The organism is Stutzerimonas stutzeri (genome assembly GCF_019090095.1).
Lineage (GTDB): Bacteria > Pseudomonadota > Gammaproteobacteria > Pseudomonadales > Pseudomonadaceae > Stutzerimonas > Stutzerimonas stutzeri_AN.
This window is the reverse complement of sequence record NZ_JAGQFP010000001.1, coordinates 1,207,996-1,227,612: the sequence shown is the minus strand read 5'-3', so window position 1 is coordinate 1,227,612 and position 19,617 is coordinate 1,207,996. Positions and strand designations below refer to the sequence as shown.

Below are 19,617 nucleotides of genomic sequence, written 5' to 3'. Positions count from 1 at the left end.
ATGGCTCACGAGCTGTATACCCGCACCAACCAGAAAATCTATTTCGCCGGGCTGGCGCTCGAGAGTTGGCGGCGGGCCGAGGATAACGGCGCGATGAACGCACCGGGCGTGATCCAGGCCGAGCGAGAGGCGTGTCTGTTTCATCTCTACGGCGCGCTGCTGGGGTTATGCCACGAAATCGCCGGCTATTACCGATTGCCCGGCGCCAATGCATCGCGGGTGGAGATGCTGCTGGTGCGTTCGCCGAGCAATGCATCGCCGAGCCCGGAGCTGGCCGAGCTGATCGAGCTGGCCGAACACTCCGAAACCTGGCTAGCCCAATTGCTGAAGGCCTATGCGGCACTGTTCGAACCGCCGCGCCCCCCGGCCAAGGCCAAGACCGACCCGACCCTGCCCTTGATCGAGGCGGTTAGCGTGGAGGAAGACGTGCCGGCTATCGGGCGCACTGAGGTGGAAGCCTGGCGAGGCAATCTGAAGGCACTGGCGTTGCGCTTTCGCGAGTCGCTTACCGAGTGGTAGGTAAAGCGTGAATCGAGCAGCCCGGTGTGGCGTCACGCCCGGTACTTGTATCGCAGCACCAGGGCGATGCCGCCCAGGATCGCGACCCCCGCCAGAATCAATCTTCCCGTCAAGGTTTCGCCCAGTAGCGCGCTCCCTGCCAGTGCGGTGAGGAGTGGAACGCTCAGCTGCACACTGGCCGCTTGTATGGCGGCCAGTCCAGGCATTGCCGCATACCAGATCGCATAGCCGATACCGGAGGTAATGCCTCCGGATAGCAGGGCATACAGCACGCCGGCGCTGTCCCATTCCAGCGAGCCCAGCGCCAGCAGGCACAGCATGGCCGCGATGGGGAGTGTGCGGATGAAGTTGCCGGCGGTCGCGGCGAGCGGATCGGGCGTTCCCTTGCCCAATAGCGAATAGGCGCCCCACGCCACACCTGCCAGCACCATCAACAATGATGCCGACAAGGACGGCGTGCTCGCGCCGGGCAGCAGGAGCGCGACCAGCCCGGCGGCCGCCAGTACCAGCCCGACCAGCTGCAAACGATGCAGGCGCTCCCCCTTGAACAGGCCCCAGGTGATCATGCTCAGTTGTACGGCGCCGAACAGCAGCAGTGCGCCGGCGCCCGCATCGAGGTGCAGGTAGGCATAAGAAAACGCCGCAGCATAGATGAACAGTGAACAGGCGCCTGCCCAGTTGCCAGGCACCGTGGTGGCGCGCTTGCGAGTACGCAGTAGCAGCCACAACACCAGCGCGCCAGCAAACAGGCGCAGTGCAGTGAAGCTGGCGGGATCGATTTGGCTGTCGCGCAGTGCGGCTCGGCAAAGCAGCGAGTTGCCTGCAAAGGCGAGCATGGCCAACGCCGTCAGCAGCAGAGTTCTAGCGGTCATTCGAGTGGCCGGCCGAGGATACAGCGGGCATCGTACTGTGCCATTACCGCAGGCTGCCAGCATCGGATGTGAGGCGCATCCGCTTGTTGGCGACGCCAAGGCTGCCTGAGGGGCGGTCGGCTGGTACAATGCGCCGTTTAACGGGGAGCAGACTCATGCCAACGTCTTTTTTGGAAATCGTCGAGCTACCCGACGGCAGTATCGTTTTGCGTCGTGCTGAGGATGAGGGCGTACTGGTAACGTTGGATTTCTCCGACGATGCCAAGGTGTTTCTGCAAGGTCAGCATGTCGAAATTGCCAAGGCGATGTTCAACGTCGGTGTGCAGATGGCGGGGCGGGTATCGGAAGGGGAATTCGAGCGGGAAGAGGAAGGTCCGCGCGTACTGCATTGATTAAGCGGGCTGATTAAAGGTTCAACGGCGCTGTTCCGGCACATCCATATGCCGAGCGATTGGGCGGATTATCCCAGGCGTATATTCAGGCTCTGTGCGTTGCCTTGCTCCGCCGCCACGCAGAGCTTCAGTCGGCTCGCTTTGTCCAGGCGCGGAAACCAGGTGATTACCGTGTGGCTGCAGCCGGACATCAATGCCTTGCAGGCCAATTCGAGCGTGGCCTGTGTCTCGCGGGCCTGCAGCAACAGAATGCGGTCGCGGTTGAGCCCGGCTTCGCGCAGCCAGCTTTGCGAAAGGGCGGCAGGCGGCGCGATCAAGGTCAGCCACCGTGTATCGGTCGCCTCGCTGAACTCGCGCAAGATGGGCGCAAGCAGCAGTCGGCAGTGATCTTCGCGACCGCTCAGTGTCATTTCGCTCAAGCGATCATCGGCAGGTTGCGGGGTGCAGGCAACGCTAGCGAATGGTGCCAGGCTGTGCGCGATCAGCCCTTCGAACAACGAAAGTTGGGGTGGCTGGCCTGCGATGGGTTGGGGTTGGTACTGCATACACCTCTCCTTAGCAGGCGTCGAAACGTCCTGCATTGCCAATACTTGTTGAACAGCCTCGTCTTGCCTGCGTCACGTTTCGGTGATTGGTCAGCGACGTATCACGCCGACGCTCAGGCCCTCGATAACCAGCTCCTGTTGCTCAAGGTCGATTTCGATCGGAGCGAACTCGGCATTCTCGGCGAGTAGCCAGACCTTGCTGCCCTCACGCTTGAAACGCTTGACCGTGACTTCATCATCGATGCGTGCCACCACCACCTGCCCATTGCGTGCTTCACGGGTGGTATGCACTGCAAGCAGGTCGCCGTCGAATATGCCAATGTCCTTCATGCTCATGCCTCGGACCCGCAACAGGTAATCGGCCTTCGGCTGAAAGAATGAAGGGTTGATCTGGCAGGACTCCTCGACATGTTGCTGCGCGAGGATGGGGGCTCCGGCCGCGACCCGGCCAATGATCGGCAACCCGCTCTCTTCGGTGGCGGGTTCGAAACCTGGAATACGTATCCCGCGCGACGCGCCGGGCGTCATCTCGATAGCGCCCTTGCGAGCGAGCGCCTTGAGGTGTTCCTCGGCCGCATTGGGCGACTTGAAACCCAGCTCTTGAGCGATCTCCGCGCGCGTCGGCGGATAGCCATTGTCTTCCAGGCAGCGCTTGATGAAGGCGAGGATTTCCGACTGGCGAGGGGTGAGCTTGATCATGAGCGGTCTCTGTTCTTTTATACAGTGACTGGGATTATATACAGTGCTTGGTGCTTGGCAATCTTTGTTTGGTTGAGGGCCGAGGCGGCTTGGTGCAAGCTTTGCGAGGCCCATTGGGGTCATCGAACGCTTTTCGTGGTTGACTTGAAGTAGGTTGAAACGTAAGTTTCAAACGAGTGTTTGTCAGGGGAGGGGGCATGGCGCAGTCTGAAACAGTGGAGCGTATTCTGGACGCGGCGGAACAGCTATTCGCCGAGAAGGGCTTCGCCGAGACTTCGTTGCGCCTGATCACCAGCAAGGCCGGCGTGAACCTGGCGGCGGTGAACTATCACTTTGGCTCCAAGAAGGCGCTTATCCAGGCGGTTTTCTCACGCTTCCTCGGCCCGTTCTGCGCCAGTCTGGAGCGTGAGCTGGATCGACGTGAGGCGGAGTCCGACCGCAAGGAAAATCTCGAGGAGCTCCTGGAGATTCTGGTCGATCAGGCACTCGCCGTGACGCCGCGCAGCGGTGATGACCTGTCGATCTTCATGCGCCTGCTGGGCCTGTCCTTCAGTCAGAGCCAAGGTCACCTGCGACGCTATCTCGAAGACATGTACGGCAAAGTATTTCGCCGCTACATGATGCGCGTCCATGAGGCCGCTCCATCCATTCCGCCGATCGAACTTTTCTGGCGCGTGCACTTCATGCTGGGTGCGGCTGCGTTCAGCATGTCCGGTATCAAGGCGTTGCGTGCGATCGCGGAGAATGATTTCGGCGCCAAGACGTCCATCGAGCAGGTCATGCGCATGATGGTGCCCTTCCTGGCGGCCGGGATGCGTGCCGACTCCGGTGTGGTCGATGAGAGCCTGGCACAGGCGCATCCGGTCGCTCGTCGTAACGCCCTGGCGATGCCCGCCAAGGGGTGAGGTGCATGGGCATGGGCGTATCGGCTAAGCTTGCCGCCCATGCCTGATCTCGATTTCATTCATATCTCGATTGCCGACCAGCTGCTGTACGGATTCTCCGAAGGCAGGCTGTGTCTCCGCTTGCCTGTGTCCACTGCACGTAACGGCGTTGGCGAGCGCAATGGTTCCGGTTGTACCCCGCGTGGCCGCCATCAGGTGCGTGCGCGCATCGGCGATGGGCTGCCCCTCGGTGCCGTTCTGCGCGGCCGTCGGTGGACCGGCGAGGTCTGGAATCAGGCGCTGCATGAGCAGTTCCCGGGCCGCGATTGGATCCTGACCCGGATTCTTTGGCTCAGCGGTTGTGAGCCGGGGTTCAATCGTCTGGGCCCGGTCGATACGTTTCGCCGTTACATCTATTTGCATGGCACGCCTGATTCCGAACCCATGGGTGTGCCGCTCTCCCATGGTTGCATCAGGCTGCGCAATGTCGATCTGCTCGACCTTTTTCCTCGAGTGCCGGCTGGCTGTGCCGTGCAGATAGAGGAAGCAGCCCGTCCTGACTGGTCGAGTGCAACGCTGAATTAAGGATTTGCCCACTATCATGCAAGGCTCACTGATGCTGGACATCGCCGGTACCTGGCTGACCGCCGAGGATCGCCAGATACTGCGCCAGCCGGAAGTAGGCGGACTCATTCTGTTCGCCCGCAATATCGATAACCTGCACCAGGTGCAGGAGCTGTGTCGCGCGATCCGTGCCGTACGCCCCGACATCCTGTTGGCCGTCGATCAAGAGGGCGGCCGGGTGCAGCGGCTGCGGCGCGATTTAGTGCGCCTGCCGGCGATGCGCGAGTTCGCTACACGCCCTGATGCTGAGCGCCTGGCTGAACTCTGTGGCTGGGTGATGGCGACCGAGGTCCTGGCCGTAGGTCTGGACTTCAGTTTCGCGCCGGTGCTCGACCTTGACTATCAGCGCAGCGCCGTCGTGGGTAGCCGGGCCTTCGAGGGCGATCCTGAGCGTGCCACCGCGTTGGCCGGAGCCTTCATCAAGGGCATGCACCGTGCGGGGATGGCGGCTACGGGCAAGCATTTCCCAGGTCATGGTTGGGCCGAAGCCGACTCGCATGTCGCCATTCCGGTCGATGAGCGCGGGCTGGATGAGCTGCGCGGTGGCGATCTGGTTCCGTTCCAGCGCCTGTCGAGTGAGCTGGACGCCGTTATGCCCGCGCACGTGATCTATCCGCAGGTGGATGACAAGCCCGCAGGGTTTTCCCGCCGCTGGCTGCAGGATGTGTTGCGCAATGAACTGGGCTTTCGCGGCGTGATCTTCAGCGATGACCTGTCCATGGCGGGTGCGCATGTCGTCGGCGATGCCGCGAGCCGGATCGAGGCTGCGCTGACGGCAGGCTGCGACATGGGCCTTGTATGCAATGATCGAGGCGCTGCCGAGCTGGCGCTGTCGGCGCTACAGCGGCTTGGTACGCAGCCGTCCCCCGCACTGGCAAACATGCGCAGGCGTACGTCCGTTTCGCTGGAATACAAGCAGGACCCGCGCTGGCGCGCGTCCGTTGCGGCGCTGAAAGCCGCCGAACTGATCGTTTGACTCAAGGAAACCAGATGACTGTCTATGCCATTATCGGCGGCACCGGCCTGACCGAGCTGCCCGGCCTTGCCCTGGACGAAGCGGTGCCGATGGAAACGCCCTATGGTGCTCCTTCGGCCGATGTTCTGCGCGGCACCTACGCCGGTCGGGAGGTGCTGTTCCTGGCTCGTCATGGCCATCCGCACCGGATCCCCCCGCACCAGGTGAACTATCGCGCCAATCTCTGGGCGCTGCGGCAGGCGGGTGCGCAGGCGATCATCGCGGTCAATGCTGTCGGCGGCATTCACTCGGCGATGGGAGCAGGGCACCTTTGCGTGCCGCACCAGCTGATCGACTACACCTATGGCCGTGCGCATACCTTCTTCGAAGGGGATATCGAGCACGTTACCCATATCGACTTCAGCTACCCCTACGATGAGCCGTTGCGCCAGCGTCTGATTGCCGGTCTGGCCGCCGAGGGTTACCTGTTCAGCAGCCATGGGGTCTATGGTTGTACTCAAGGCCCACGGCTGGAGACGGTGGCCGAGATTGCCAGAATGGAGCGCGACGGCTGCGATATCGTCGGTATGACGGGCATGCCCGAAGCGGTACTGGCCCGCGAGCTCGAGCTGCCGTACGCGTGCCTGGCACTGGTGGTCAATCCGGCTGCTGGCAAAACCCAGGGCGTCATTACCATGGCGGAGATCGAGGCGGCTCTGGCTGATGGAATCGTCAAGACACGTGCCGTGCTGGCGCGTGCGCTTGCCGGCTGATGCGTCCAGCGCCGGTGTTTTCGGGTGGAGTCGCGACGGCCGTTGGCGATGATGGCAGGGGCGTGAAAAGTCGCTGCTATTTTCGCTGAGCACCCATTGCAGCCAATCTGCCGCTTGCTACACTTGGCCGTCCTTTGGAGTACCGGAATGCCTTGCCACGCAGTTATAAGAAGAACGATGAAAGCGGTGGTTATGTTGGGTTTGCTGTCCGCGCTTGCCGGGTGTTCGACCTGGTTCAGCAGCGATTTCCAGGACCCCCGCGTGCAGCTCGCCGACGTCGAGATCATCAAGGCCAGGCTTCTCGAACAGCAGTTCATGCTGCGGTTCCGAATCGACAACCCCAATGAGCAGAGCTTGCCGGTTCGCGGCCTCGTCTATCGGGTGCATCTCAACGACGTCGAATTGGCCAGCGGTGAGTCCAGTGGCTGGGCCACGGTGCCTGCGCATGGCTTCGGCTACTACGAGGTCCCGGTTCAGACCAATCTCTGGCGGCACATGAAATACATCGTGAGGCTATTGGAGAAGCCAGACCGGCCCATCGCCTATCGTCTGGAAGGTGAGTTGAAAACGGGGCTACTGGCTGGACGGCGCGTGCACATCGCCACCAATGGCGAGATAATTCCCGGCAACTTTATTCCGGAGTAGCGACATCGATGAACCACGAAACCCACGTACACGGTCCTGATTGCAATCACGATCACGACCATGCGCAGCATGACCATGTCCACGGTCCGCATTGCAACCACAGCCATGATCCGGTCCGCAATCCGCTGAAGGATGTCGGTCGTAACGATCCCTGCCCGTGTGGCAGTCAGAAAAAATTCAAGAAGTGCCACGGGGCCTGATCCGCTCATGACACCCCTCGCCATCGGGCTCCTCGCCGCCGGTGTGCTGTTGATCGCCGCGCTGGCCGGCTACGCGCTGCACTTATGGCGTAAGGTCTGGCGCAGGGAGCAGGCGATCGCCGAGCAGCAGGCACAGCAGCACGCCGCCCTTGCGGCCGATCTGCGAGTGCTTGCCAGCAGCCTGCTCGATGAGCAGGTACCGCTGATCGAGGGCGCGATACGGATCAAGGTCCTGCTGGACAATTACGATTCCAACCTGGGCCAGAATCCGCGTTGCCAGGTCTTCCAGGTGCTGTTCGAAGCCACCGAGCAGGTGCCGACCCATGCTGCCTGGAAGGCGTTGGACAAAGCCGAGCGTCGCCGCTACGAAGCCAACTTCAGCGCGCTGGAGTTGCAACACAAGGCCGAGGCCCGTCGTTCGGCTCGCTGGCTCCTTGACGAAGTCTTGCCGAAGAACCGCGAAGCCGCCTGAGCACGGCGGCGCTGACCACCATAGCCTCTGTCCTTTCTTCCCCATAGCGCCCTGTCTGCAAGGAGCCGTCGATGTCGTTGCGTCTGCCGTTTTTTCTGCCTTGTCTGACCCTCGGCGCGGCATTGGTCGCCGGTGGGCTCGTGGGCTGCCAGCCGTATCTGGACAGTCGCTACGCGGACAGCCTGCCGCCGGCACAGGGCGTTCAAGCGATCACCGGCCTGGACAAGAGCGTGAGCATTCGGCGCAATACGCTGGGGATGCCACTGATCGAGACCGCGACCTTCCACGATGCCTTGTTCGGGCTGGGCTACGTGCACGCCACCGATCGGCTGAGCCAGATGGTCAGCCTGCGCCTCATGGCCGAAGGGCGGCTGGCGGAAATGGCAGGCCCGGGCGTGCTGGAGATCGACCGCTTCATGCGTGCGGCGAACCTGAAGCAAAGCGCTGCGTTGCTGTATCGAGACAGCTCGCCGCGTATGAAGCGTTTTTTCGAGGTTTACGCGCGGGGCGTCAACGCCTACCTGTTCCGTCATCGCGACAAACTGCCGATGGATCTGGCGGCCGCCGGTTACACGCCCGAATACTGGAAGCCTGAAGATTCGGTGCTGGTGTTCTGTCTGTTGAATTTCGGCCTTGCGGTCAATCTTCAGGAAGAGATCGCGTCGCTGGCCATGGCGCAGAAAGTTGGCAGCGACAAGCTCGCCTGGTTGCTCCCCACTTACCCCGACGAGCCGCTTCCGTTCGCCGAGGCGGACAAGCTGAAGGGCCTGAAACTGGGTGGCGCGATACCCGGACTTGCCGCTCTCGACAGTGCGGCGGCGCAGGTGGCTTCGTTGAACATGTTGGGTGTCGCGGCTTCCAACAACTGGGCGGTATCCGGCAGCAACACCCGTAGCGGCAAGCCGCTGATGGCCAACGACACGCATCTGCCGCTGTCGATGCCCTCGTACTGGAACTTCGTGCAGATCCGCTCTCCGAAATTCCAGGCCGCGGGGGTGACGATCGCAGGCGTTCCTGCTGTGGTTGCCGGCTTCAACGGCAAGCTGGGCTGGGGCATGACCATGGTCATGGGCGACACCCAGGACGTGTTCCTGGAGCAGGTGCGCCGCGAAGGCGGGCGCCTTATGTATCTGGCCGACGGCAAGTGGGTGCCGGCGCGTGAGCGTCATGAAACCTTCTTCATAAAGGGAGAGCGACCGGTCCGCGAAACGGTCTACGAGACCCGTAACGGGCCTTTGCTGAACAGCGTGCTGGGCGAACGCAAGCATCCTCTGCAACCGCTGCAGCTGAGCAGTGGTTACGGACTGGCATTGAAGACGATCCAGTTCGAAGCCGATCAGTCGCTCGATGCATTTTTCGACTTGAGTCGTGCCCAATCGGTAGATGAGGCATTCGAGGCAACCCGCGAGATTCGGGCGGCTGCGCTGAACATTGTCTTCGCCGACCAGCAGAGCACCGGCTGGCAGGTAACGGGGCGCTACCCGAATCGCCGCGAAGGCCTGGGGTTGGTGCCCTCGCCGGGTTGGGACGGGCAGTACGACTGGGACGGCTTCGCCGATCCCATGCTGCATCCCTACGATCAGGACCCGGCGCAAGGCTGGTTGGCCACGGCCAACCAGCGCACGGTGCCCAAAGGCTATGGCATGCAGTTGTCCAACTCCTGGTTCTACCCGGAGCGGGCTGAACGCATCGGTGAACTGCTGGCGCGTGGTAAGCAGGACACCCGCAGCGCGGTGGCGATGCAGTACAACCAGACGACGACCTTTGCCGCCAAGCTGCAAGCCATGCTCGAGGCGCCGGGTATGGCCGAGCCGCTGCGGGCCGCCATTGACGCGCTTGCCGAGCCTCAGCGAGGGCGGGCTCGTGAAGCCTTGTCACGGCTGCTGAAATTCGACGGCAAGCTCAGTGCGGATTCGACCGATGCGGCGCTGTATGAGGCTTTCCTGATGGAATCCGCACGCCAGACGTTCCTGGATGAGTTGGGACCCGACAACAGCGCCGCGTGGCGGGCACTCGTGGAAACAGCGAACACCTCGTACTCCGCGCAGGCCGATCACTTGCTGGGCCGCGACGACAGCCCGTTCTGGGACGATCTGAACACCCCGCAGCAAGAAGACAAGCCGGCGATACTGGCGCGCGCCCTCGCGATGGCTGTCGGCCGTCTCGAGGCGGCGCTGGGCACTGATCGCAACGCCTGGCGCTGGGGAAAACTGCACACCTATACCTGGCAGACCGGCAGCACCCAGCTGGCTCCCTACTTGCCCGCCAGTCAGCGCGCCGGCATCAAGGCCATCAGCAACTACCTGGATCGCGGACCCTACCCGGCCGGTGGCGATCACAGCACCTTGAACGTGTCGGCCTACCGCTGGGGTGACGACTTCGATACCTGGCTGATCCCGGCCATGCGCATCATCGTCGACTTCGGGCGCGACGAGCCGATGATCGGGCTCAACAGTTCCGGCCAATCTGGCAACCCGGCCAGCCCGCACTATGCGGACGGCATCGAGGCCTGGATGAAGGGCAGCTACATGAGCTTTCCATTCCAGTCGCAGAACCTGGACAAGGTCTACGGCAGCCAACGCTTGCTGCTGACCCCGGCACGTCCATAGGCGGCCCGCCGCGACGAGGTCGCACGAGGCCGGGCCGGTCCCGTAATACGGGCCGGTGGGCGTCTGCAGAGGGCAAAGGCGTTCGGCTTGCCGGGGGCATGCCCGAGCGTGGGCATGATGCGAACTAGGCTCTGTACGAAAAGTCGTCGAGCGAAGGTCAGGCCAGGCGAAAACGCTCGAAGAAGCGCAGTTTACGCAGTGTAAATGAGCATTCTGACCGGGCTGGCGTACCAGAGCGATTTCAATGCAGCATCACCGAGCGCAGGCACTTTTCGTACAAAGCCTGGCGCTACACCCGCGTCACTTCCACGACGGTAATCGAGGCGGGATCGGGGTAGTGCCAGCGCACCTCGACATCCCACAACCGCGTGCCGTAACGCCGCTCCGGGGCAGGCGTCTGATAGGCCGGCCGCGGATCCTGTGCCAGGCACTGCTCGACCAGCGCCTGCAACGGCTGCTCGAGCCGACTCTCCTCGCGACGGACCTGCTCCAGGCTCGTTGCGGTCCAGCGAACGGCAATGGGTTCGGGCGCGTCGGCCGCCAGGTCATTGCGCGCCTCGGCGACGATATCGGCGTAGGGGACATAGGGCTTGATGTCCAGCACCGGCGTGCCATCCAGCAGGTCGATTCCCGACAGATGAAGACGGCCAGGCTCGACCCCGTCGAGCCTGACCACCGACTGGCCGATGCCATTGGGACGATGCGTCGCGCGTGTCGCAAACACACCGACCATGCGATTGCCACCCAGCCGCGGCGGGCGAACGCGCAGGCGGGGCTCGGCCTCGAGTGCCTGATGGAACATGAACAGCAGCCAGACATGGCTCACCCGTTCAAGGCCCTCCAGGGCGTGCGCTTGATCGAAAGGAGGATGCAACTCCAGAACGCCCCGCGCCGCCGGCGCCAGCTGCGGCTGGCGCGGGATGGCGAACTTTTCCTTGAAGCAGGAGCGGACAATGCCGATGGGGGTAACGGAGTAAGACATGTCGAAGCCGCGGCGAAAACGTGGGCCGCCATCTTACCCGCTGTGGTGGCTGGGGCGCGGACCAAAGAGGCCGTATCGACTATCCAGGAGGCGTCCCGAATGGACGAGTACGCGCGGCGCTCGGGCAAGGCGCCGCGAGGATCTGTACAATAGCCGCCCTTTTTTCGGATATAGGCTATTTTTCGAGTATTACTGCTCCGTTTCACCCTTCCATGCGCCGTGCCTCGTGCCGGCAGACTCAGGCGTGCCAAGAGGCATCGCCGCTTTTCAGGCGCACACGGGCGTGGCTCTTGCGAGCACGTACAGCCTGACGCGATTCATCGCTCTGCGATGTCATAAAAGCCAGAACAAGTTCAGGAGATAGAACTGATGAACGAGGCTGAGCTCTCACCCGGCAACACCAATCCACCACAGGATCGCATCAATCCGGTGGTTTTCTACAGTTCGGCAATCGCCATCGTGCTTTTCGCCATCTGGGCGATGTTTTTCAAGACCTCCTCCCTTTCGGTCATCAACACCGTTCTAGGCTGGATATCCAACACCTTCGGCTGGTTCTACTTTCTCGCGGTGCTGGGCTACCTGCTTTTCGTGGTCCTCATTGCCACCAGCCGTTACGGCAAGATCCGCCTGGGCCCGGATCACTCCAAGCCCGAATTCAACGTCATCACCTGGGCCGCCATGCTGTTCTCGGCTGGCATCGGCATCGACCTGCTGTTCTTTTGCATCGCCGAGCCCATCACCCAATACCTCGAGCCCCCGGTGGGCAAGGGCGGTACCGTGCAGGCGGCGCGTCATGCGCTGGAGCTGACCTTTCTGCACTGGGGCTTGTCTGGCTGGGGGGTTTATACGCTGGTGGGCATGTCCCTGGCCTATTTCAGCTTTCGTCAGGGTTTGCCGCTCTCGATCCGTTCCTCGCTCTACCCGATCTTCGGCAAAGGCATCTACGGTCCCATCGGCCATACCGTGGACACAGCTGCGGTGCTGGGCACGGTATTCGGCATCGCCACCAGCCTGGGCATCGGCATCATTCAGCTCAATTTCGGCCTGAACTACATCTTCAACATACCGGAGGGCACCTTCACCCAGGCAGTGCTGGTGGTGCTGATCGTGGTGTTCTCGGCGATTTCGGCGGCCACGGGTGTCGAGCGCGGCATCCGCCGACTCTCCGAATTCAACATGTTGCTGGCGGTCCTGCTGTTGTTGTTCGTGCTGTTCGCGGGCAAGACGACCTTCCTGCTCAACGCCCTGGTGATGAACATCGGTGATTATTTCGCCAATTTCATCAGCCTGTCGTTCGACACCTATGCCTATGACCAGCCCACCGATTGGCTGAACGCCTGGACCGTGTTCTTCTGGGCCTGGTGGATCGCGTGGGGCCCGTTCGTCGGCCTGTTCCTGGCGCGCATCTCGCGCGGGCGGACGATACGTGAGTTCGTCGTCGGTACGTTGCTGTTGCCGCTGGCCTTCATGATGGCCTGGATGTCGATCATGGGGAACAGCGCTATCGACATGGTCATGCACGGCGCGGTTGAACTCGGTACGCAGGCCGTGAGCAATCCGGGTTCATCGATCTATCTGTTTCTCCAGAGCATGCCCTGGGCCGGCTTGACTACCGCGGTCGCGACCGTTCTGGCGATCGTGTTCTTCGTTACCTCGGGCGACTCCGGTTCGCTGGTGCTGTCCAACTTCACCTCGATCCTCAAGGACGTGAACAGCGATGCGCCGGTCTGGATGCGCGTGCTGTGGGCCGCCATCATCGGTGTACTGACCCTGGCGCTGCTGATCGCTGGCGGGCTGACGGCGTTGCAGGGGACCGTGGTGATCATGGGGCTGCCGTTTTCCATCGTCCTGCTGTTCATGATGGTCGGGTTGTTCAAGGCCCTGCATGTCGAAGGCGTCATGGCCGACAGCTACCAGAAGAGCCTGTCCGGCCAGCTGTCCGGGCGGGCGACGCTCGAGCACGCGCACATGAACTGGAGCCAGCGGCTCTCGCGGGCGATGAGCTTCCCCAGCCGTTCGCAGATTCGCCGCTACCTGCAGGAGGTGTGCAAGCCGGCCATGGAGGAGATTCGCCTCGCGCTGGGTGACAAGGGCGTGGCGGTCGAAATCATCGAAGGCGAGGCGGGCAACGAGCACCTGGCGCTCAACGTCAATCTCGGCAGCGAGCAGGATTTCACCTACCAGATCTGGCCCGTGCGCAGCGCCATGCCGTCGTTCGCGGTGCGTACTCAAAGCAGTCGGGCGCATTACTACCGCCTCGAAGTCCATCTGCGCCAGGGCAGTCTCGGCTATGACCTGATGGGCTACTCCAAACGCCAGCTGATCGAAGACGTCCTCGATCACTATGAGCACCATATGGAGTTCCTGCATCTGCAGCGTGAGAAGGGCAGCCTGACCGACAGCACCTCCGAGCCGGGTACCACGCCAGGCGTCAGCTAATCACCAAACGGCGAACCGGCAAGTTCGCCATTCCGCCACAAGGGCCGCGAGCGCGAAGGAGGAATCATGGAGTACGACTACATCATCATCGGCGCCGGGTCGGCCGGCAACACGCTGGCGGCGCGCCTGACCGAAGATGCCGAGGTCAGCGTCCTGCTACTCGAGGCCGGTGGCCCGGACTACCGTTTCGACTTCCGCACCCAGATGCCTGCTGCGCTGGCCTATCCGCTGCAGGGCACGCGCTACAACTGGGCCTACAAGACCGACCCTGAACCGCACATGAACAACCGTCGCATGGATTGCGGCCGCGGCAAGGGGTTGGGCGGCTCGTCCCTGATTAATGGCATGTGCTACATCCGCGGCAACGCGCTGGACTACGACAACTGGGCCAGGATCCCGGGGCTGGAGGACTGGAGCTATCACGACTGCCTCCCGTACTTCCGTAAAGCCGAATCCCGAGACATCGGTCCCAACGAGTATCACGGGGGCGAGGGCCCGGTCAGCGTGACCACGCCCAAAGCCGGGAACAATGTGTTGTTCCACGCCATGGTCGAGGCCGGCGTACAGGCCGGTTACCCGAAGACCGAGGATTTGAACGGCTACCAGCAAGAGGGCTTCGGCCCCATGGACCGGACGGTGACGCCCAATGGCCGTCGCGCCAGTACCGCCCGGGGCTACCTCGACCAGGCCAAGGAGCGGCCGAACCTGACCATCGTCACGCACGCCGTGACAGATCGGGTTCTCTTTGAGGGTAAGCGGGCCGTGGGCGTCAAATACCTGCGCGGGCGGGAACAGCCGACCATCGTTTGTGCTCGTCGCGAAATACTGTTGTGCGGGGGCGCCATCGCCTCGCCGCAGATACTGCAGCGTTCAGGGGTCGGACCGGCTGCGCTGCTCCGTGAGCTGAGCATCGATATCGTGCATGACCTGCCCGGCGTCGGGCAGAACCTGCAGGACCATCTGGAGATGTACCTGCAGTACGAATGCACACAACCGGTTTCCCTTTACCCCGCGCTGAAATGGTGGAACCAGCCGGCGATCGGTGCCGAATGGCTGTTCCTGGGCTCCGGCATAGGCGCCAGCAATCAGTTCGAGGCCGGCGGCTTCATCCGCAGCCGCGACGAATTCGAGTGGCCGAATATCCAGTTCCACTTCCTGCCGGTGGCCGTCAGCTACAACGGCAGCAACGCCCACGATGGCCACAGCTTCCAGGCGCATGTGGGCTCGATGCGTTCGCCCAGCCGCGGCCGCGTTCAGATCCGCTCGACCGACCCGCGGGTCGATCCCAGCATTCTGTTCAACTACATGTCCCACGAGCAGGACTGGCAGGAGTTTCGCGACGGCATTCGCCTGACCCGCGAGATCATCGCGCAGCCGGCCCTCGACCCCTACCGCGGCAAAGAGTTGAGCCCTGGGGCACAGGCGCAAAGCGATGCCGACCTGGATGCCTTCGTACGCGAGCACGCCGAGACGGCCTATCACCCGTCCTGTTCCTGCCGCATGGGCCCGGACGAGATGGCGGTGGTCGATGGGCAGGGGCGTGTGCATGGCGTGGAAGGGTTGCGCGTGGTGGACGCGTCGATCATGCCGCAGATCATCACCGGCAACCTCAATGCCACGACCATCATGATCGCCGAGAAGATCGCCGACCGGATTCGGGGCCGCGAGCCCTTGCCGCGCAGCACCGCCGCGTATTACGTGGCCAATGGGGCGCCCGTGCGTCAGCCGCCGCTGCGTAGCTGAGGTGTAGCGAGAAGTGCGGCCTCGGCCGTGACGCTTCCGCGGGCGAATGGCTCGCAGCGGCCGGGATTGGCTTTGCCATCGATCCGAGCCGTGCCGTCCGAGGGAAATTTACCGTCGCTTGGCGCGTCCGATGACGAAACGCCCTCAAGAGATTTCCGCATGTTTCAGACCCTGAAAGACGAAGCCTTCCTGGTCGCCGCGCTGGTGATGGCGGTACTCGCTTATGTCTTCGAGGGCTATCTCATCCATGGCGGCAGGCTGACCGCGATGGTGCCGACGGCGGTCCTGGTGCTGACCATCGTGCTGGCCTCGGTACGGGTGGCGCACCATGCCGAAATTCTCGCCGAAAAGGTCGGTGATCCTTACGGCACCATGATCCTCACGCTGTCCGCGGTGCTGGTGGAAGTGGTGATCCTCGGCATCATGATGTCCCACGAGCCGTCACCCACACTGGTGCGCGACACCATCTACGCGGCGGTGATGCTCGATCTCAACGGCATCCTCGGCCTCGCTGCGCTGCTGGGCGGGCTGCGCCACGGCGAACAGCCCTACAACGACGATTCGGCGCGCACCTATAGCGTGATGATCCTGACCGCCATGGGCGTATCGATGGTGGTACCCGAATTCATTCCGCGTGACGACTGGCGGCTGTATTCGGCATTCACCATCGGCGCGATGCTGTTGCTCTACGGCGTGTTCCTGCGCATGCAGGTCGGTGCGCACAGTTATTTCTTCAGCTACAGCTACCCCGAAAAAAAGCGCCGTCGCAAGGTGCAACCGGATGTCGACCAGCCGCCGACCAGCCGCAGCCGCTCGATCATCCTGCTCTGCGCCGGCGTGGTGCTGATCGGTGCCCTGGCCGAGGTGATGTCGCAATCGCTGAGCGTCAGCCTGAAAGGCAGCGGGGCGCCGCCCATGCTGGCGGCGCTCGTGGTCGCTGCGATTTCGGCCAGCCCGGAGATCCTCACCGCCCTGCGCGCGGCACTGGCCAACCGCATGCAATCGGTAGTCAACATTGCGCTCGGCGCCTCGTTGTCGACGGTCATCCTTACCGTGCCGGTCATGGAAGCGCTGGCTCTGTATAGTGGCCAACCGTTCCAGATGGCGATGACGCCCGTACAGACGGTGATGGTCATCATCACGCTGATCGTCGCGGCCATCAACCTCAACGACGGCGAGACCAACGCGATCGAGGGCATGACCCACTTCGTGCTGTTCGCCACCTTCATCATGCTTTCGCTGATCGGCCTCTGAGCCGGTCGGCCTGACGGACATTAATGGACGTACGCATCTATCTCGCCGGGCCCGGCGTATTCCGCCCGGACGCCATCGAACATGGCGAGCGGCTCAAGGCACTCTGCACCGAGTTCGGCTTCACCGGCCTGTACCCGCTGGACAAGCAGGTGCCAGCGCACATTGTTCAGCCGCGCCAACAGGCGGCCTGGATCTACCAGGCCAATCTGGACCTGCTCAATCAGGCCGATGCCGTGCTCGCGGACCTGAATTTCTTCCGCGGCGGCGAGCCGGACAGCGGCACCAGCTTCGAGGTGGGTTATGCCGTGGCGCTCGGCAAGCCGGTGGTCGGCTACCTGGAGGGCGCTGGCAGCTATGCCGAGCGCCTGCAGCAGCGCTTTGCCCACCTGTGCGGGGAGCCCGGCTTCGACTGCGACGGTTTGCAGCTGGAGGCATTCGAGTTGCCGCTGAACCTGATGCTGGCGGTGCCGGCTCAGCTGGTCGTGGGCGGCCCGAGGGAAGCACTGCGGTGCCTGGGCGAGACGCTCTCCAAGCCCATCGACGACCGCTAGTGCAGGCGGCGCTTCGACGCGGGACTCGCGCCGAGCGAAGCGATCTCATGGTGCCCGCTAGGGTAGGTTAGCGCCACTCGCAGAAACGGCTCACCAAGCGGGCCATAGGCTGCCGGCGTACGCCGCGGCCCTGTGCCTGTGACGGGCGGCACGCTGCGAGACTCATACCGGAGGCTTCAGGCCGCAGCCCTTGAGGATGACCTGGATCAGCGTCTCGGTACCGCGTGCGAAATCGTCCTTGGTCACTCGGCGGCCGGTGATGCGGCGGATCTGGTCGGAGAAGTCGGCATAGTGTTGGGTGCTGCTCCAGATCAGGAAGATCAGGTGCATGGGGTCGACCGGGTCCATCTTGCCCGCATCACTCCAGGCCTGGAGCACCGCAGCGCGACCGCGAAACCATTCGCGGTAGTCCTCGTTGAAGTGCTCGGAAAGGTGCTCGCAGCCGCTGATGACCTCCATCGCGAAGATTTTCGAGGCCTGGGGCTGTTTTCGCGAAAACTCCATCTTGGCGCGTATGTAGGCTGCCAGCACGGTAGCCGGGTCGTCCTCAACGGTGAGATGGTCGAAGGCGTTGTCCCACAGCTCGAGAATATGCCTCATCACTTCGACGTACAGCCCGAGCTTGCTGGTGAAGTAATAGTGCAGATTGGCCTTGGGCAGCGCGGCACGCAGCGCGATGGCATTCATGCTCGTGCCCTTGTAGCCGTAGCGGGCGAATTCTTCCGCCGCCGCCGCGAGGATCAGTTCCTCGTTCTTCTGGCGAATCCGGCCGGTGTGTTTGCGGGTGATGGGCGGCGTCTGGGTGAGTGTGGCGTCGAAGCTGTTCATGGGTCCGTTCCCTGTGGTGGCGACATCTCGGGTCCGATGCGCATCCTAATGCTAGCGTAGGCGGTCGGGGTCGATTGTCCTCGCGGCGGCAACCGATCGAGCATGAACGTCCGCTCAGGCGCTCAACGGTGTCCAGCGCTGAAGCAGGCGCTCGGCCCGGACGCGACGCGTGCGTGGCCAGGCCGGCGATGGGGACCGCATTAACGAAGAACCCCGCCGAAGGGCGGGGTTCGTTTGTCACCTCGAGTCCCGCCGAGGCGAGGTCCCGTCGGGATTACGGCAGGTGCTGATCAGATCGTCTCGGCCCACAGATCGTATTCGTCGGCGTTGGTCACGCGGACCCAGACCTTGTCGCCAGGCTGCAGCGCCCGCTCGCTGTCGACGTAGACCATGCCGTCGATTTCCGGCGCATCGGCGTAGGAGCGACCGATGGCGCCGTCTTCGTCGACTTCATCGATCAGCACTTCAATCTCCTGGCCGATCTTGCGTTCCAGGCGGGCGGCACTGATGGCCTGCTGGTGGGCCATGAAGCGGTCCCAACGGTCCTGCTTGACCTCGTCCGGGACCGGCTCCAGGCCGAGCGTCTCGGCGGGCGCGCCCTCGACCGGTGAGTACTGGAAGCAACCGACACGGTCCAGCTGTGCCTCGGTCAGCCAGTCCAGCAGGTACTGGAAGTCTTCCTCGGTCTCGCCGGGGAAGCCGACGATGAAGGTCGAGCGGATGGTCAGTTGCGGGCAGATCTCGCGCCACTGCTTGATGCGCGCCAGGGTCTTGTCTTCGAAGGCCGGACGCTTCATGGCCTTGAGCACTTTCGGGCTGGCGTGCTGGAACGGGATGTCCAGATACGGCAGCAGCTTGCCGGCTGCCATCAGCGGGATCACGTCGTCGACGTTCGGGTAGGGGTAGACGTAATGCAGGCGCACCCATACGCCCATGCTCGACAGCGCCTGGCAAAGCTCCAGCATGCGGGTCTTGACCGGCTGACCGTTCCAGAAATCGGTCTTGTACTTCATGTCGACGCCGTAGGCGCTGGTGTCCTGGGAAATCACCAGGATCTCCTTGACGCCCGCTTTGACCAGACGCTCGGCTTCGCTGAGCACATCGCCCACCGGACGGCTGACCAGCTTGCCGCGCATGGACGGGATGATGCAGAAGCTGCAGGTGTGATTGCAGCCTTCGGAAATCTTCAGATAGGCGTAGTGCCTGGGCGTGAGCTTGATGCCCTGCGGCGGCACCAGGTCGACAAAGGGGTCGTGGTCGATGCTCGGTGGCACCACTTCATGCACGGCGTTGACCACCTGTTCGTACTGCTGCGGCCCGGTGACCGCCAGCACGCTGGGGTGCACGTCGCGGATGCTGTCTTCGGCCACGCCCATGCAGCCGGTGACGATGACCTTGCCGTTCTCGGCAATGGCTTCGCCGATCGCGTCCAGCGATTCGGCCTTGGCGCTGTCAATGAAACCGCAGGTATTGACCACCACCACGTCAGCGTCCTGATAGGTGGGCACGATGTGGTACCCCTCCATGCGCAGCTGCGTCAGGATGCGTTCGGAGTCAACGGTTGCCTTGGGGCAACCCAAACTGACGAACCCGACTGTTGGCGTTTTGCTCATCGACAATGTCCTCGGAAC

At 62.9% G+C, this 19,617-nt stretch carries 20 protein-coding genes; 14 read left to right on the top strand and 6 right to left on the bottom strand.

Annotation, left to right across the window (positions count from 1 at the left end):
- Positions 1 to 519, top strand: a complete 519-nt coding sequence (locus tag KVO92_RS05275) for a DUF6586 family protein (RefSeq protein ID WP_217474583.1) — start codon at positions 1 to 3, stop codon at positions 517 to 519.
- 32 nt (positions 520 to 551) lie between these two features.
- On the opposite strand, the gene KVO92_RS05270 is transcribed toward KVO92_RS05275, so the two are convergent.
- Positions 552 to 1,391 (bottom strand): DMT family transporter, encoded by an 840-nt coding sequence (locus KVO92_RS05270; protein ID WP_217474582.1) that lies wholly within the window; start codon positions 1,389 to 1,391, stop codon positions 552 to 554.
- A gap of 155 nt (positions 1,392 to 1,546) precedes the next feature.
- On the opposite strand from KVO92_RS05270, the gene KVO92_RS05265 reads away from it, so the two are divergent.
- Positions 1,547 to 1,783, top strand: a complete 237-nt coding sequence (locus KVO92_RS05265) for a hypothetical protein (protein WP_021210136.1) — start codon at positions 1,547 to 1,549, stop codon at positions 1,781 to 1,783.
- Positions 1,784 to 1,851: 68 nt separating this feature from the next.
- On the opposite strand, the gene sulA is transcribed toward KVO92_RS05265, so the two are convergent.
- Both sulA and lexA read right to left on the bottom strand, forming a co-directional pair.
- Positions 1,852 to 2,328: an SOS-induced cell division inhibitor SulA gene (sulA, locus tag KVO92_RS05260; protein ID WP_217474581.1), complete on the bottom strand. Its 477-nt coding sequence runs from the start codon at positions 2,326 to 2,328 to the stop codon at positions 1,852 to 1,854.
- Positions 2,329 to 2,418: 90 nt separating this feature from the next.
- Positions 2,419 to 3,027, bottom strand: coding sequence for a transcriptional repressor LexA (lexA, locus tag KVO92_RS05255; RefSeq protein ID WP_217474580.1), 609 nt, complete (start codon positions 3,025 to 3,027; stop codon positions 2,419 to 2,421).
- Positions 3,028 to 3,224: 197 nt separating this feature from the next.
- Here lexA and KVO92_RS05250 point away from each other — a divergent pair, with 197 nt between their 5' ends.
- From KVO92_RS05250 to KVO92_RS05215, 8 genes are all read left to right on the top strand, one after another.
- Positions 3,225 to 3,932, top strand: coding sequence for a TetR/AcrR family transcriptional regulator (locus KVO92_RS05250; protein ID WP_217474579.1), 708 nt, complete (start codon positions 3,225 to 3,227; stop codon positions 3,930 to 3,932).
- A 39-nt stretch (positions 3,933 to 3,971) separates the two neighbouring features.
- Positions 3,972 to 4,496: a L,D-transpeptidase gene (locus tag KVO92_RS05245; RefSeq protein WP_217474578.1), complete on the top strand. Its 525-nt coding sequence runs from the start codon at positions 3,972 to 3,974 to the stop codon at positions 4,494 to 4,496.
- A 16-nt stretch (positions 4,497 to 4,512) separates the two neighbouring features.
- Positions 4,513 to 5,511, top strand: coding sequence for a beta-N-acetylhexosaminidase (gene nagZ, locus KVO92_RS05240; protein WP_217474577.1), 999 nt, complete (start codon positions 4,513 to 4,515; stop codon positions 5,509 to 5,511).
- 14 nt (positions 5,512 to 5,525) lie between these two features.
- Positions 5,526 to 6,263 (top strand): S-methyl-5'-thioinosine phosphorylase, encoded by a 738-nt coding sequence (locus tag KVO92_RS05235; protein ID WP_217474576.1) that lies wholly within the window; start codon positions 5,526 to 5,528, stop codon positions 6,261 to 6,263.
- Between the two features lie 177 nt (positions 6,264 to 6,440).
- Positions 6,441 to 6,908, top strand: coding sequence for an LEA type 2 family protein (locus tag KVO92_RS05230; RefSeq protein WP_254621288.1), 468 nt, complete (start codon positions 6,441 to 6,443; stop codon positions 6,906 to 6,908).
- Between the two features lie 8 nt (positions 6,909 to 6,916).
- Positions 6,917 to 7,108 (top strand): SEC-C metal-binding domain-containing protein, encoded by a 192-nt coding sequence (locus KVO92_RS05225; protein WP_217474575.1) that lies wholly within the window; start codon positions 6,917 to 6,919, stop codon positions 7,106 to 7,108.
- 7 nt (positions 7,109 to 7,115) lie between these two features.
- Positions 7,116 to 7,580, top strand: a complete 465-nt coding sequence (locus tag KVO92_RS05220) for a DUF2489 domain-containing protein (RefSeq protein WP_217474574.1) — start codon at positions 7,116 to 7,118, stop codon at positions 7,578 to 7,580.
- Between the two features lie 71 nt (positions 7,581 to 7,651).
- Positions 7,652 to 10,189 carry a penicillin acylase family protein gene (locus KVO92_RS05215; RefSeq protein WP_217474573.1) on the top strand — a complete coding sequence of 846 codons (2,538 nt, stop codon included), beginning with the start codon at positions 7,652 to 7,654 and terminating at the stop codon, positions 10,187 to 10,189.
- 289 nt (positions 10,190 to 10,478) lie between these two features.
- On the opposite strand, the gene tsaA is transcribed toward KVO92_RS05215, so the two are convergent.
- On the bottom strand, positions 10,479 to 11,171 hold the full coding sequence (tsaA, locus tag KVO92_RS05210) for a tRNA (N6-threonylcarbamoyladenosine(37)-N6)-methyltransferase TrmO (RefSeq protein WP_217474572.1): 693 nt from the start codon (positions 11,169 to 11,171) through the stop codon (positions 10,479 to 10,481).
- A gap of 369 nt (positions 11,172 to 11,540) precedes the next feature.
- Here tsaA and betT point away from each other — a divergent pair, with 369 nt between their 5' ends.
- From betT to KVO92_RS05190, 4 genes are all read left to right on the top strand, one after another.
- On the top strand, positions 11,541 to 13,610 hold the full coding sequence (betT, locus tag KVO92_RS05205) for a choline BCCT transporter BetT (protein WP_217474571.1): 2,070 nt from the start codon (positions 11,541 to 11,543) through the stop codon (positions 13,608 to 13,610).
- A gap of 66 nt (positions 13,611 to 13,676) precedes the next feature.
- The gene (gene betA, locus KVO92_RS05200; RefSeq protein ID WP_217474570.1) at positions 13,677 to 15,353 is read left to right on the top strand and encodes a choline dehydrogenase; all 1,677 of its coding nucleotides are present in this window, start codon (positions 13,677 to 13,679) and stop codon (positions 15,351 to 15,353) included.
- 159 nt (positions 15,354 to 15,512) lie between these two features.
- The gene (locus KVO92_RS05195; protein ID WP_217474569.1) at positions 15,513 to 16,607 is read left to right on the top strand and encodes a calcium:proton antiporter; all 1,095 of its coding nucleotides are present in this window, start codon (positions 15,513 to 15,515) and stop codon (positions 16,605 to 16,607) included.
- 23 nt (positions 16,608 to 16,630) lie between these two features.
- Positions 16,631 to 17,158 (top strand): nucleoside 2-deoxyribosyltransferase, encoded by a 528-nt coding sequence (locus KVO92_RS05190; protein ID WP_217474568.1) that lies wholly within the window; start codon positions 16,631 to 16,633, stop codon positions 17,156 to 17,158.
- Between the two features lie 162 nt (positions 17,159 to 17,320).
- Here the strand turns inward: KVO92_RS05190 and KVO92_RS05185 are convergent, their stop codons facing one another.
- A complete protein-coding gene (locus KVO92_RS05185) occupies positions 17,321 to 17,986 on the bottom strand; it encodes a TetR family transcriptional regulator C-terminal domain-containing protein (RefSeq protein ID WP_217474567.1) in 666 nt (221 codons plus the stop codon).
- Positions 17,987 to 18,276: 290 nt separating this feature from the next.
- Complete coding sequence (gene rimO, locus KVO92_RS05180; RefSeq protein ID WP_217474566.1) at positions 18,277 to 19,599, bottom strand: 30S ribosomal protein S12 methylthiotransferase RimO; 1,323 nt, start codon at positions 19,597 to 19,599, stop codon at positions 18,277 to 18,279.
- Between the last annotated feature and the right edge of the window lie 18 nt (positions 19,600 to 19,617).